Origin of the sequence: Curtobacterium sp. MCPF17_021 (assembly GCF_003234605.2) — a bacterium.
GTDB lineage: Bacteria > Actinomycetota > Actinomycetes > Actinomycetales > Microbacteriaceae > Curtobacterium > Curtobacterium flaccumfaciens.
Map to the genome: position 1 here is coordinate 1,272,924 of NZ_CP126252.1, position 14,267 is coordinate 1,287,190.

General features: G+C 66.9%; 10 protein-coding genes and 1 tRNA gene. 6 read left to right on the forward strand and 5 right to left on the reverse strand.

The features are described 5' to 3' along the window. Positions 1-91 precede the first annotated feature (91 nt). Positions 92-718: a hypothetical protein gene (locus DEJ29_RS06105; RefSeq protein WP_146248314.1), complete on the forward strand. Its 627-nt coding sequence runs from the start codon at positions 92-94 to the stop codon at positions 716-718. A 58-nt stretch (positions 719-776) separates the two neighbouring features. After that, positions 777-1,298: a hypothetical protein gene (locus tag DEJ29_RS06110; RefSeq protein ID WP_017885892.1), complete on the forward strand. Its 522-nt coding sequence runs from the start codon at positions 777-779 to the stop codon at positions 1,296-1,298. A 93-nt stretch (positions 1,299-1,391) separates the two neighbouring features. Here DEJ29_RS06110 and DEJ29_RS06115 read toward each other — a convergent pair whose 3' ends face one another. Both DEJ29_RS06115 and DEJ29_RS06120 read right to left on the reverse strand, forming a co-directional pair. Next, a complete protein-coding gene (locus DEJ29_RS06115) occupies positions 1,392-3,548 on the reverse strand; it encodes a RecQ family ATP-dependent DNA helicase (protein ID WP_220035331.1) in 2,157 nt (718 codons plus the stop codon). Positions 3,549-3,624: 76 nt separating this feature from the next. Beyond that, a complete protein-coding gene (locus DEJ29_RS06120; protein WP_111094669.1) occupies positions 3,625-5,100 on the reverse strand; it encodes a hypothetical protein in 1,476 nt (491 codons plus the stop codon). 70 nt (positions 5,101-5,170) lie between these two features. Here DEJ29_RS06120 and DEJ29_RS06125 point away from each other — a divergent pair, with 70 nt between their 5' ends. From DEJ29_RS06125 to DEJ29_RS06140, 4 genes are all read left to right on the forward strand, one after another. Further along, complete coding sequence (locus DEJ29_RS06125; protein ID WP_111094668.1) at positions 5,171-6,001, forward strand: endonuclease/exonuclease/phosphatase family protein; 831 nt, start codon at positions 5,171-5,173, stop codon at positions 5,999-6,001. After that, entirely contained in the window at positions 5,998-6,600 is a 603-nt protein-coding gene (locus tag DEJ29_RS06130) for a DUF2238 domain-containing protein (RefSeq protein WP_146248313.1), read from the forward strand. The genes DEJ29_RS06125 and DEJ29_RS06130 overlap by 4 nt, the downstream gene beginning before the upstream one ends. Positions 6,601-6,683: 83 nt before the next feature. Further along, positions 6,684-6,757 (forward strand) — tRNA-Pro (locus DEJ29_RS06135). 193 nt (positions 6,758-6,950) lie between these two features. Then, complete coding sequence (locus DEJ29_RS06140) at positions 6,951-7,241, forward strand: hypothetical protein (RefSeq protein ID WP_146248312.1); 291 nt, start codon at positions 6,951-6,953, stop codon at positions 7,239-7,241. A 222-nt stretch (positions 7,242-7,463) separates the two neighbouring features. On the opposite strand, the gene DEJ29_RS06145 is transcribed toward DEJ29_RS06140, so the two are convergent. The 3 genes from DEJ29_RS06145 to DEJ29_RS06155 form a co-directional block, all read right to left on the reverse strand. Beyond that, complete coding sequence (locus DEJ29_RS06145; RefSeq protein ID WP_111094665.1) at positions 7,464-11,183, reverse strand: YobI family P-loop NTPase; 3,720 nt, start codon at positions 11,181-11,183, stop codon at positions 7,464-7,466. Between the two features lie 194 nt (positions 11,184-11,377). Then, positions 11,378-12,865, reverse strand: a complete 1,488-nt coding sequence (locus tag DEJ29_RS06150) for a Shedu anti-phage system protein SduA domain-containing protein (protein ID WP_111094664.1) — start codon at positions 12,863-12,865, stop codon at positions 11,378-11,380. Further along, complete coding sequence (locus DEJ29_RS06155) at positions 12,862-13,701, reverse strand: hypothetical protein (RefSeq protein WP_111094663.1); 840 nt, start codon at positions 13,699-13,701, stop codon at positions 12,862-12,864. The genes DEJ29_RS06150 and DEJ29_RS06155 overlap by 4 nt, the downstream gene beginning before the upstream one ends. Positions 13,702-14,267 lie beyond the last annotated feature (566 nt).

Genomic DNA, 14,267 nt, shown 5'->3' on the forward strand with positions numbered 1-14,267 from the left:
CGCGCCTCGATCCGTCGGGGCGCGTTCTGCGTTCGCGGTCGGTCTGGAGGCCCGGGGCCGGTCCGGCGCGCCGGTGCGGCATCATGGGTGCGTGCGTACCGGGCCGTGGGCAGCGGACCGACGTCGGCTCGCCCTGGTGGGTGTCCTCGTCGGTGTGGTCGTCGTGGGTTCGGTGTCCGTGTGGACGATCTCGCACGCACCGGACGACGGCGACTCGGTCACCCGTGCCGACTCCGTGCCCTCCGAGCCGGCGCAGTCGCCCGACGTCCGACTGCCGCCGTCCAACGGCCTCGAGGAACCGATCGAGCAGGAACCCGTCCGTCCGGTCGACGGTTCGCCCATCGACCCGTGGTGGCGCCGCGTCCCGCCGGTCTCCGGTGACATCGTCGGCATCGGGGCTGCGGCCTCCGGGCACGTCCGGATCGCCGGGAACACGGGCGACGAGACCCTCGCGGTGCAGATCGACCACCTGGAGACCGGCGGGGACGGCCCGGTCGACGTCGTGCTGTCCGCGGGGACGGTGCGCGGTGGCTCGAAGCCGGTGTGGACGCCCGCCGGGGAGTCCTACGACCTGTTCCAGGCTGCCGGGGTCGAACAGGGGCTGACCGTCGTGCTCAGCGATCCGTGGGCACTGCCCGACGAGGTCCGTTCCCTGGTCCTGCTCGACGCCGACACCGGCACCGTGCTGGGCGGCGCGGCACTCGTCCCGTCGGACTGAGCCGTCCCCGCTCGGGTCTGCGTCTGCTGTCGGTCTCGGGATGGGGCACGATGTACTGGTGACGCAGCAGAACGACGGACTCGGTGTTCTCGCCGACCGCGTGTGGTGCCGTCTGCGGCTCGACCGGTTGGCCGGAGGTCGGCAGTCCGGGTACGTGATCCGCGAGGACATGCTCGAACACCCCGACACCGTCCGCTCGTTCCGGTGGATCCGGTGGCTGCTCGTCGCGGAGACCGTCGTCGGCCTCACCGCCATCGTGGTCGCCGTGCTGCTGACCCGCGCGGGGGAGTCCCTGTCGTGGGCGGTGTGGTTCCGGTCCACCGTGGTGCTGCTCATCACCCTGACGCTCTACGTGTTCGCCTGGCGGGCACAGCTCGGGTACTACTGGGCGTACCAGCGGCTGCGGTTGTTCAGCCGGATCTTCCCGATCGTGACGCTCATCGTCGCGGCGATCCCCGGGCTCTACCCGTTCTGGATGGTCATCGAGCAGATCCTGTTCTCGGTGCTCATGGTCGGCATCGGCGACGTGCTGACGAGCGACCACATGCGGGCCACGTTCCCGAAGCCCGCGCGGCGGTAGGGCGCCGTCAGCCGGCGGACCGCATCTGCGACAGAACACGAGTCGATCGACGCGCGTTCTGTCGCAAAACAGGTGCAGGGGGCGGTGCGGGGGCTACGCGACCGTGGCCAGGGCGAACGGCAGCACGGCGGAGGCCCCGGCGCGCCGGAGCTCCCGGCCGGCGACGGTCATCGTCCACCGGCTGTCGACCAGGTCGTCGACGAGCAGCACCGGGCCCTCGTGCGACTGCAGGGCGGCGGCGAGCGACGGATCGACCACGAAGGTGTCCCACACGCCGGACAGTCGGTAGGCGCTGTTCGTCGCACCGTCGCCACGAGGGGTCCCGCCAGCGCGGCCGAGCGTGCCGAGGAACTGCAGCCGCCCGATGGTGGACAGCGCCTGGGCGAGGGACCCCACGAGCTCGGGCCGCGACCGTGACGACATCGCCACGACGCCGGTCGGCCGGGTCTCCCACGGCCAGTCCTTGAGCGCCCTGACACAGCCGTCGACGAGCTCCCGCGAGATCGGGGCATCGGGGGTGGACGGCGAGAACAGCGCACGCAGGGGACCGCCCCAGCCGAGGTCGGTCAGACGCGCCACCGCACGGCCGGGCTGCACGAGCTCGTCCGCGCCGATCTTGCCCCGCACCGAGACCCCGAGCGACGACATCCCCGAGGGCCACTGGGCACGAGGGGCGATCTCGACGCCGACCTTGTCGAGCGCGGCCGCCGCTCCGGACGAGTCGGTGTCGGACACGGCGGTCGGGAACCACGCGCCGGCGCAGTTGTCGCACCGGCCGCAGGGCTCCGCCGAGGGGTCGTCGAGGTCCTGCTGCAGCAGCTGCATGCGGCAGGCCGAGGTGGACTCGTAGTCGAGCATCGACGCGGCCTCCGCAGCACGGGCCGCTGCGACCCGCTCGTACCGGGGCGCGTCGTACTCCCACGGCTGCCCGGTCGACACCCAGCCGCCGGTGACGCGTCGGACGGCTCCGTCGACGTCGAGCACCTTGAGCAGGAGTTCGAGCGTGGAGCGCTTGATGTCGACCAGGCCCTCGAGCGCCACGGTCGACATCGCGGTGTCGGTGGACAGGGCGCCGAGCACGGCGGCGGCACGGGCCTCGGTCGGCATCGAGGCGCTGGCGAAGTACTGCCAGATCTCGCGGTCCTCACGCCCGGGCAGGAGCAGGACGTCGGCGTTGTCGGTCGCACGACCCGCACGACCGATCTGCTGGTAGTAGGCGACGGGCGACGAGGGAGCGCCGACGTGCACGACGAACCCGAGGTCGGGCTTGTCGAACCCCATGCCGAGCGCACTCGTGGCGACCAGGGCCTTCAGCTCGTTGCCCTTGAGCTGCTGTTCGAGCTGTTCGCGCTCGTCGGTGTCGGTGCGCCCCGTGTAGGCGCGGACGGCGTACCCGTTGTCGCGGAGCAGCCGGGCGATGTCCTCGGCCGCCGAGACGGTGAGCGTGTAGATGATGCCGCTGCCGGGCAGGTCGCCGAGGTGCGCGAGGAGCCAGCCGAGGCGCTGCCGGGCATCGGGCAGCGTCAGCACACCGAGGCGCAGGGACTTGCGGGCGAGCGACCCACGGATCGTGAACACCGGGTCGGCCGGGCCAGCGGTGAGCTGTTCGGCGACGTCCTCGACCACGCGCTCGTTCGCCGTCGCGGTGGTGGCCAGGACGGGGACGCCATGGGGGAGCGACCGGATGAGCTCGGCCAGTCGCCGGTAGTCCGGCCGGAAGTCGTGGCCCCAATCCGAGATGCAGTGTGCTTCGTCGACCACGAGCATGCCCATCCGGGCGATCAGGGTCGGCATCTGCTCGTCGCGGAACTTCGGGTTGTTCAGCCGCTCGGGGGAGACCAGCAGTACGTCGACCTCGTCACGGGCGAGGGCCGCCTGGGTCTCGCCCCACTCGTGGGCGTTCGCGGAGTTGATCGACACCGCACGAACACCGGCCCGCGCGGCGGCGGCGACCTGGTCGCGCATCAGGGCGAGCAGCGGCGACACCAGGACCGTCGGGCCGCCCCCGCGTCGGCGCAGCAGCAGCGTCGCGAGGAAGTACACCGCGGACTTGCCCCACCCGGTGCGCTGCACGACCAGGGCGCGCTGCCGGTGCTCGACCAGCGCCGAGATCGCCTCGAGCTGGCCGGGGTGGAACACCGCGTCGGGGCGCCCCGTGAGCGCAGCGAGCGCCTGCTGCGCCTCGGCGGCGATGTCCGCAGAGGGGGACACGGAAGACGACGCGGTGGACCCGACACCAAGACCAGACATGCCCCCATGCTGTCAGGAGCAACCGACGAAACCCGACCCGCGCCCCCAGGCTGTGGACAACCGGACCGACCGGGCCCTACTGGTACGTGACCAACGACGGCGTCGGCCGCACGTCCCGCATCGTCTGCGCGGGCGTCAGCATGGGCGTGTCCTCGTCGGTGAAGTTCTTCCAGCCCCAGTGCAACCCCTCCGGCGCGCCCTGGTGCAGTGCCTTCCACGTCGCCTGCTTGTCGGGCTGCGACCCCTGCCCGTCGACGTGCACGAGCATTTCGAGCTCCGGGTGGGTCTGCAGTGCGGAGCGGTCCTGGATCATCGACAGCCGGAACTGGTGCAGCACCAGGGCCTTCGGCGGCAGCCCCTCCTTCTTCACGAGCGCAGCCAGCCACGAGGAGACCTCGTTCACCTCGGACGCCGAGACGCTCCCGATCTGCTGCAGGGGCACCTGGTCCTTCGTCAGCCGCCACTCCGGGTCGAGCGCCAGCCAGACGCCGGGCTTCTTCAGCAGCGACTCGTACTTCTTGGCCTGCGACAGGAAGTCCGACCGCCCGGGCTGCAGGTCGATGATGACCGGCATGTCCGCCTCGTGCGCGGCGTCGACGTAGGGCTCGAGCGTCGACACCGGCAGCTCCGTCGAGTAGTCGCCGTCGGCTCCGGCGTCCCCGGCGGCGACGGTCGCGATGACCTCCATCGCGGGCGTCACGAGCTCGTCGGACTCCGCCCGGTACGGCTTGGCGACCTGCTCGGCACGCTGCACGGTCTCCTTCGGCCCCTGCTCGCCGAGCACGCCCAGCGCAGGCGCTCCGGGAGCCCCGTACAGCGCGACGTACCGGTGCCCGTCGAACGGCCGCTGGCCGCCGTTCCGCAGCTGGAACCCGCCCTCGGCCGCCCGCACCGTCCATTCCGCGTCCGGCAGGGCGTCGAACGCCGCGCCGACCAGGACGGTCGGGTGCTTCGCCCGCTCGTGCAGCGCCGTCACCACGTCGGGTGCGGCAGCCGGGTCGGTCACGCCCTCCGGCATGGTCACGACGCGGGCGCCGGCGGCCTTCGCGGTCGCCACGGCAGCAGCGTCCGCACTCGCGTCCGCCACCACCACGGTCGCCTGCCGGGAGGCCCGGGTCGACTCCGGCGCGTCACCGCCGTCCGGCGCCTGCCGCTGTTCGACGTCCGTGTCGACCGACACGTCGCCCTCGGCCTGGTACCAGTCGGCACCGAGCCGGTCGAGCTCGCGGGCGACGGCAGCGCTCGTGTCCTTGGCCGTCAGCAGCACCGGGACGTGGGCGCTCGCCGCAGCCTCGGCCGCATCGCGGATGCCGTCGGCATCGCCGGCCCGGGCGACGACCGTTCCGGGAGCACTCGCGAACAGGGCCTTGCTGACGCGGACCGACCGGGCGGCGGCGTCCGAGGCATCGGCCACCGTGACGGTGTCGGCCGAGGCCTTCGCCAGGGTCGGGCGGCTCGTGTCCGGTCCGCTTGACGTGCACCCGGCGGCTCCGAGCAGCAGCCCGGAGACCGCGATCGCGACCAGGAAACGAGGGGTGGAACGAGAACGCATCGAGCCACCATACGAGCCAGACGGAGAGGTCCCTGGGAATCCGACGGGTGTCGTCTCGTAGAAGGGAGGCATGCCCCACCACCCCGACGACCGCCCGCTCATCGGACCGGTCGGGTCGCCCGAGGTGCACTGCATGACGCTCAACGTGCGTCGCCGCGTGCCGCGACAGCCGACCCACCCGGACGCCTGGGATCGTCGCCGCGATGCCGTGCTCGCGCTCGTCACGTCCGAAGCGCCGACCGTCTTCGCCGTCCAGGAGGCCCTGCCCACGCAGGCAGACGACCTGACGTCCGGCCTCGGGTCGGGTTGGGAGCCCGTCCTGGCCGGACGGGGAGCGCGCGGCGGTGGCGAACAGGTCGGCCTGTTCCTCGACCGCTCCCGCCTCGACGTCGTCGAGCGCCGCACCTGGGCGCTCTCCCGCACACCCCACCGCCCCGGCTCGCGGTCGTGGGCCACGTCCTTCCCTCGGCACGCCGTCGGAGCCGTCGTCGACGACCGCGCGACCGGCATCAGGTTCCTGGCCGTCGCCACCCACCTCGACGTCGCCTCGCCGTGGGCCCGACTCCGCTCCGCCGAACTGCTCGGCCGGATCGTCCGGCAGCGCGGCCTGCCCGCCGTGGTCATGGCCGACTGGAACAGCCCCGCCGGTTCCGCACCATGGCGAGCGCTGGCGGAGGCGGGTGTCGAGGACAGCTGGGGGCGGGCCTCCAGGCAGGTGGGTGAGCCCTCCGGGACGTACCCGCACTACGGGAGTCCGCGCGTCGGTGGCCGGCGGATCGACGGGGTGCTCGTGACCGCTGAGGCGGAGGTGGACCGCGTCGCGGTCGACGTGCGGCGGCCGGGCGGCGTGTGGCCGTCCGACCACGCCGCCGTGCACGCGGTGGTGCGGTGGGCGTCGTGATCCGCACGCTCGGACCGACGTTCCTGCGGCCGCGGTTCCTGGTGGCCGACGTGGTGCGGGCGCTGACGCTCGTGAGCGTCGTCGTGGCGAGTGTCGGGTGGGGCGGGACGGCGTTCCCGGTCATGGCGCTGGCGCTGCTCGGGGTCGTCGTGCCGCGGATGCTCGGGCTGCGGCCCGCGTTCGACGTGGCGGTGTGCGTGCTCGTGCTCCTCGCCGGGTGGTCGAGCGTGCTCGAGTGGTACACGACCGTCTTCCTGTGGGACAAGTTCATGCACGTCGTGCTGACCGGGCTGCTCGCGGCGGTGCTCTACGTCATCGGTGCCGATCTGCGGGCGGTACCGGCCCCGCACGCCGAGCGCCGGGTGGTCGTCGCGGTGCTCGCGCTGTGTGCGGGACTCGCGGTCGGGGCGGTCTGGGAGATGGGGGAGTGGCTCGGGCACAACTTCGTCGACTCGAAGATCTTCGTCGGGTACGACGACACGATCGGGGACCTGGCGGCGGACGGGTCCGGTGGGTTGCTCGTCGGGCTCGGGTTGCCGTGGTTGGCGGCGCAGCGCGAGGTGGTGCGGCCGACTCGCCGTGGCACGGAGGGGGTCTGACGTCCGCTATGCTGGACCGGTCGCTCGCGCTCCGGTCGGACGTGGGCGAGGATCCTCCGGGGTCCTGAGTTCTCCGGAACTCGCGGGCTGTGGCGCAGCTTGGTAGCGCACTTGACTGGGGGTCAAGGGGTCGCAGGTTCAAATCCTGTCAGCCCGACCGAAGGGGCGTCTTAAGAACTGTCTTAAGAACCCAACAACGAAGAGAGGCCCGCAGCCGGTTGGCTGCGGGCCTCTCTTCGTTGTTCTGGGTCTTGTGGGCTCAGCCCTGCTTCGTAGCTCACCTGCGCGACCGTCGCGACACCGCGTTTTGGGTCGAGCACATCCCGATTGCTTACCGCAGCCTGGACGCGATGAAGATCCGGCTCCCACGTCAATGGCGACACCTCAAGCGTTCCACACGCGCTTGCCTTGGTGAAGCGCTCGGCAACGGACTCATCTTCCTCGACACCGGAGACGACGTCCTCAGCGACTCCATCGACTACAGCGCCCGATGGTCCAGCTACGCCGCCGACTACCTCGCGCTGTGCCTCTCGCGGATCCGGGAGTGGGAGAACGAGTGGAGTGAACGCTCCGCGCAGCGGATTGTGATCTTGCATTTCGACGACTGGCTGCGTGTCACTGAGCGGCACCCGACTTATTGACCGCGGCTCGCGGCTCGCGGCCCGCGAACGCGCCCGCGCCGGCGCAGCGAACTTTCGGACGACTGACGGGCGGCCAGCGACCAAGGACAGCTGATGACGGCGAGCGTTTCAGCCAACACTCGACGGGGCGAGGAGTGAGGCCGATAGCTGTGCGAAGCTCGGACCAGAGGGGAAGCGGACACCGAAGCCGTATTCTAACGCGATCGAGGACACCCAGAGGGGTCAACGCAGCGGTGCGACGAGCAGCGGCCCGGACTTGAATGCTTGGTCTTCGACCGCTTTGATGGTTCTGCCTACCAGACGTTGCAGCACCTGTCGGTTCGATTCCGTGACTGTGAAGGTGGGTCGACCGCGACCTCCATTCGCGACCCGTGTCCAGTTGGCGCCGAACCCTCGGAGGAGTTCGCGAAGGTCGTCAATGTCGACCTTGTCCTCGCTTTGAGCAATGATCGGAATCAGGCTTTGGGGTGAGGCGCCTGCGGTCTTTAGGGCAAGGATGAGGTTGGGCGGCAAGCTCCAACCATGTTCCTGTAGCGCGCGCGACATGTCTTCCGCGTGTCGGGGTTTGACTGCGCTCAACCAGTCGGGGAGGGCCTTGACTACCGCCTGCTTCGTTTCGTACGGGACCGCAGGGCTCCGGAGCGCGGGAGCAACACGCTCGGTCGGCAGGATCCCGGGGATGATGAAAGACGCGAGTTCTTTTGACTTCGCCATGGTCGCCTCGAGTGTGGCCCAGTCGGTCATCAGTCGCGGCTCGAAGGTTGCGGCGGCGTCCGGGAGAAGCTTATTGATCAGGAGGCGGGCGACGAGGTCCCCGGGCTCTGGCTGAACGTCAACGGGCGCGAGCGGACCGGGCTTCAGACTTTTCGCGAGTGCGACACGAAGTGCGGTTGATGGAATCGCCGTTGCCGCGTTGACGAGCTCGATCGCGAGCGCCGACCGCTCTGCTGGATCTTGTTCCAGACCGTCGATGACGACTCGGCGCCGTCCGAAGATTCGCCCAAGATGATGGTCGAGGCCGTGCTCGTCGATGTAACTGCGCACGTTCGTGTAAGTCGGAGGAATGCGTCGATGGTGGGCCAGCGCGGGCCATGAGTTTGCGGGCACAGCGGCCAGCGAGTCGACAGTGAAGGTCCGCGGCGTGGACGCGACAATCCGATCGAGTTGCTCGGCGCTAGCCATCGGAGAGAGATCTGTCAGGACGGCGATGAAGTTCTGGCTGCTCGTGACTGCGCCGATCTCTCGGCGGCGACTGTGGGCCATGTCAAGGTAGGTGTCGAGGTTGTCCGACACGTAGCCGTAGAGATCTTCGTCAGCTCGAAGGGTGTCGAGACCGATTGGGCCCTCAGGGTGCAGGAGACGAAGGTTCTGCGGAGTAAGCGGGAACATGCGGAGCCGAAGCGCCTCGCGGCGGGCTGCCTTGGATAGCGGCTTCAGAGTTGTCAACCGAATGTGAGCGCGGTCGAGCAGTGTCAGCACCGTGCGAGCCGCGGCCGCATTTGATGGATGCGTGATGGAGGACATAGAGCTGTATGCGTCGCTGATGACCGCGGCGGTGTGCTCATCAGGGGCCGCTGTCTCGACGGAAGCGTTTGCGAGGACGATGTTGAGGTATGGAACGCGGTCCTCGGCGCGGATCGATTCCGATCTCGCTACGAAGTTCAAAGCGTTCGACCACTCCGGCGTCATCAGTGCGAGAAGCCGATCAGGTTTCTGTCCTTCGCGAACATATGTTTCCAAGAAGTCAACTTCGACGTCCTGCGCTCGGGCGAGGCGACGGGCAACGGTGCAAGCCGCGCCCTCGCGATGCTCGATCAAGTAGTTGACGATGCTGACGTTGAAAACGCTCGGGTCGGTGAAGAACTCTGCCGTATCGCTCTCTGTGGCGTCTTGCTCGGTAAGGATCTGTCGCACGTCTTCAGGTGAAAGCGAGAAAGAGGCGTCCGGCTCGCCGGGCTCGATGCTTCGGCGGATATACTCCATCGCATCCTGGCTGACGTGACCGCCGTAGAACGTGGAGGAGTACAACGCGAAGTGTGAATCGATGAAGCCGCGTCGAACGAGTTCCTTCGCGAGTGCAGACTCGAGGATGGCGTCGACGGCAGTTCGGAAACTGATCGGGCCGAGGTCATTGGCGCCCGTGGGTACCATCTTGAGCGCGGTAAGGTCGACTGTGAGGTCGTCGCGAGCGCTGAGTTGCTCCCAGGTGTGGTGGTGGAGAAACTCAAGGTCCGCTTCCGCTACGCGGGACTGCTCAAGTGTTTCTTCATTGACTCCCGCGTCGGGGTCGACGTTCACCCCCAGACGGCTCCTCAACTGGTCCGCGGTGAATTGCAGTTCAATCGTCCAATTTGTTCTCGAATTCCGGAGAGTCACCCTCTGTGATGTTCCGGAGGCGAGCTCCCTCCATGCGGCTGGATCGAGCATGGTACCGGTCGTCAGCGGGCCAACCGACTCGACTGTCGTTGTGTAGCGGCCGCTGTCGATATCGGCCGATGAGGTCAGGTCATCGATGAACGCTTCGTACTTCTGTGCGAGGCGTTCGACGACCCTGGCCTGCGCCCCATTCCGTTGCTGAATTCGCAGGTTGTTGATCACCGTTGTCTGCTTGCGGGCGTTTTGTCGAACGAGTTCCCGCCACACCGCATACAACGTGTCGAGACTGCTCGTCTTTTTTTGAATAGCCTCAAAGTCGGACGCATGCGTGTTCTTGAAAACGACGATTGCGAACACGAGGTCGTCGTCAATTCCCGGCAAGCGATCCGGAGTGAGGATCAGACGGCGACGGTACACCTCGAACTCGTTCCTCAGATTGCGTATTAGACGCATGTCGGGGACGTGGCGGGCGGCGACGCGGATGAGTGCCGGGTTAATGGTGAAGTCGGGGCTCGTCATCGCGTCGGTCATGACATCACGTGCGTTGTCGCCGCTGACGAACGGCACGATTGGAATGATGACATCGAAGAACTTTGTCCGGCTTGCGTGTTCCAGTGTTGCCACGGCCCGGTCTTTTGCATCTGAACGCGCTTCGCTTTTTGTTTCGGTCGGAGCGGCACTGGTGCCAATAGTCTCGAAGATGCTGTCCCGGATCGCATACACGAAAACGATGCGGCTGCCGATTTGTTCGGACTCGTTGAGAAGGTTGTTCAATGCTCGGAACGTGTCGAATACTCGAGCGTCATCGAAGCGGTCGATGTCTTCGATGACGACGATGTCACGTTTGCTGGATTCGAAGAAGTAGACGATTTCATCGAGGTACTCATCGAAGTAGTTCGAGGTGCGGGAGAGGTTGACAGTGGCGGGACCGGCTCGCAGTGCGGCATCAAGATGCGGCCGGGCCTGGGCTACTCGGAAGACGATCCATGTCGCGCCGATGCAGAACGCTGCAATGACCCCACGCGCTACGGCGGCTGCGGGGATACTGTCCGCCGGCGCGAGCGTCGCCGCCAGCGTGCTGACCAGGCCGAGAACTTCGGCGATGAGGAAGATGACTCCGCCGACGACGGTCGCTTTCAGGAGGTCGAGCAGGTGCGGCTGCACTGTTGCGCGTCGGAAGCGGGAGCGGGGGACCCGCTGAGGAGCGAGCCGGTACAGCAGTTGCTTGACGATCTCTTTCTGAATCAGATTCGATCTGGCGGAGACTGTTGGCTCGTCACTTTCATCGGAAAGGTCAGGAGCGATCGTGGAAAGCGAGATACTGACGATGCGGTCGATGTGGTCGACTCGAAGCTTCTCGAGCACGCTGCTCTTGCCTGAGCCGTAGGGGCCCGTGAGCGCAATGTTCCGGCTTGACGGATGCCCGATCGCGGAGTTGAGCAAGTCGTAGTAGAGCTGATGGTGCTGCGGTTCATAAGTGGCAGAGAGGGTTGAGAGAGTCGGAACTCCGTCATCCGGTCCGGACGCAAGCGTGCTCGGAGTCGAAGGGGTTGCCGCGTTTGTCACAGCGACAGAATACCTGCGGTCTCGGACATTGCAGCCTCAGGGCGTGCCGCAGCGTCCCGTCGAATCGTGAGCGGGGTCGTGAGCCGCGGGAACCCTGGTTCGGGGGCGAACGCGCGTCCGACGTCCCACACGATGGCGAGCGCAGCGCTCAAAGCGCGATTTTCAGGATTGTGCATCGCTCACGGCTTGGCCAGCTACGACGCTGTGCTGCCTGCGCCAGGATCCGAGAGAAGCGTGTGTAGATGCTTGAGTCGTTCACTGATCTCGTCAAATCCGATGACTTGAACCTTCCCGAGGCCCTCCCGGAACCGGAGGAAGGACTCATTCTGCTCGGTACTCAGGGAGCTGACCGTCCCAATCACGACTGCACCGCTCACATGCCACTTGTCGATTGTGCCGAAACTCGGATGATCCTTGAGCTCATGCATCACAGATTCCATCTGGGCTTCCACCTGCGCGACAGCTCCGCTGAGCTCCTTGTGCGTCGGGTAGATGCGCGCAGCGCCCTCCCCGCGGTATTGCGTCGATGTCATCAGCTTCGTGGCTGGCGTCTTGATCTCGACCGCGATCGCTGAGCGGGTGACGGCGTTCACGCAGAGGAAGTCTGTGATTCGGCTCTCGCCGCCGAGAGGATTCGTTCCTTGCACGTGAATTTGCTCGCCGACGATGAGGATCGGAGCGGAGAAGATCTGCTGCAGTGAGAACGGATTCGTCATGAAGAACGATTGCCAGTGCGCTTCGTCCTTCGCTCGTGCGCCCGTCAGTCCCCTCCCGTACTGCTCGATGAGGGTCTCGAGAGACACCAGCTCGATGTCTTCGCGCAGCTTCCCGAAGCGCTCGGGATTCTCCTGTGCGACGGTGGGTGCTTGACGGGCAACTTCGTCGACGAGCGCAGACCTATCAGCGGCGTTGGTGACGTAACCTGTTGCCACTTCCTCGGTGAACGCGCGAATAGTCGGATTCTTCCCGAACTTGGGTGTGGCGGCGACCTTCCCGAAGAGTTCGTTGACGGAGTTACGCTGCTCCGCTTCGATGACCCGGTTCGCCGCAGTCGCCGCGCGACCTTTCGTTCGTTCGACTGCCTGTCGGAAACGTTCGAATCGGTCCACCGTGATGTCAAATCGTTCACCGTGCGCGCCTTCGGAACCGTCGAGGGTGAGACGCACCACGGTGCAGGCAGATTCCGTTTCGATTTCTTGAATGATCCCTCGGTAGGGGCGGCTAATGCCGAGGCCATACACGAATACGGGGTTGAATCCACGCGGCAGACCCTGCAGACGGACGAGGAAGTTGAGATCGCTTACTTCAGTCGGGGGCGTGTCCGTCCACTTCGGCATGAATAACTGCAGCTCGGTCACGCGTTCGAAGGGATTCTCGTATAGAGCCCCTCCGCGTGCTCGGGGGAAGATCCGAGCGAGGTGAGTGGTGGGGTTGAATCGCATCATTTCGATTCGGTCGCCGCTGCTGCGCGGCTCCCACGTCACGACGACTTCATCGCCGTCGAGGGTCTTGTGAACCTCGCCAGCCTCATCGCTCAGCTCCTCGTCATCGGAGTCGAATGCGGGCACCGCGGCTGCGGACGCTCGCGCGCGAGCAGCCTCCGGGTTGGATTCGTCAAGGTCCAGATCGAAGGCGGACGCGCCACGGTTGGGCTCGGCCTGTTGCGGACGGCCCGTGCTCATTTGCCCAGCTCCGCGAAGTCGATGACCGCGAGAAGGGCCTGCAGGTCTGGCTCATCGTCCATCATCAGTGGCGCGAGGGCCTTTGTCACTCCGACCTGTTTGAGCTGCAGCTCGCTGCTCACGTCGTTCAGGATGCGAATGGAGTCGACCGACGTCCACTTCACCCCGTCCAGCCGGCTCCGCTCGAACTGTGCGGCGACGAGCACTTCTGGCTTCCGATTCCCGTATGCGTCAGGCGTCGGCATCGTCGTTGCGACGATGCGCACGCTCCGCAGGCCAGGCGCGACCGCGAACGCTTCTTTCACGGAGACGAGAATGCAGCCTGCGACGGCGATCTTGTGCCAATCGGCAGCCTCCTTCTTCGGCACAGCCTTGATCGTTGGCCGACCCGTTGCGGTGACGTCTGGTTTCTTCTGCGGCATTCCGGACGCCGAGGGCACGATGACGACTAGAGTCGCTTCGTCGCCGGATATGCCAAGGGGCGCCGCTGCCGCATCGTTGTCTTCGAACGCAGCGGCGAGGGCGGCCATGACCGTGTCGGAGTCATTGTCGACGAGTCGGGCCCAATCGTAGTCGAGCTGCGCCTGGCGTGCTCGCTGCTGTCGTTCGTTCTCGTTCCGGCGCGCGCTGAGCTCGTTTTGAGCTTCGACAGCGGCGTCGGCAAGAGCCTCTCGCCGGCGTGCACGCGCGAACACGCTGACACCCTTCAGCTTCTCCTTTTGCACTCGCTTCAAGACATCTGCCTCGTACACGGGAGTTGCAGGCGGTTCGGTCAGGTGCGCGGCAGGCCGGAACGTCTCGTGGTGCAGGGCGGCGATCCGCGTGTAGACATCCACGAGCTGTTCGGCATCTTCGGCTCGACTCGAAGCAGCAACAGATCGCGTCAAGCTCCCGGAGGAACTGCGGCGCCCTACCCCGAGACTCGTCGAGTACGTCACGGGCCCCACACCCGAGGAGAACCCGGTTGCCCCAGCGCCGATGTGAACTCGCGCGGCGCGCGGACCGACACTCGTCCGCACCCCACGGCTTGACACTCGAACTCGAACGCCGGGCGCCATCTTCACCGAGAACCCCATATTGCGAGTTTAGAGGTGACGGGTGCTCAGCCTCAGCCCCCCGATGGGGTGCACGCTCGCGAGCATCACTGCCGGTGTCGGTCGAACGTCATCGAGGAAAGCGCCGGTGCACCAGTGCCAGACGCCGGTTCGTGGGCGACCGCGGCGGTCGGATGCTGTGGGTCCCACGGTGATCCGTTGCCTGTCGCAGGCTGCTGTGCCGCGTGTGGCAGCACGGTTCAGCCCTCAAAGGAATGCCCGATCAGAACCGCTTCGTCCGTCTGGCCGCCTGCGTCAGAGGATAGTCAGGTGCGCGTGAGGGGATACGGGCTCCCATCGACCGACGG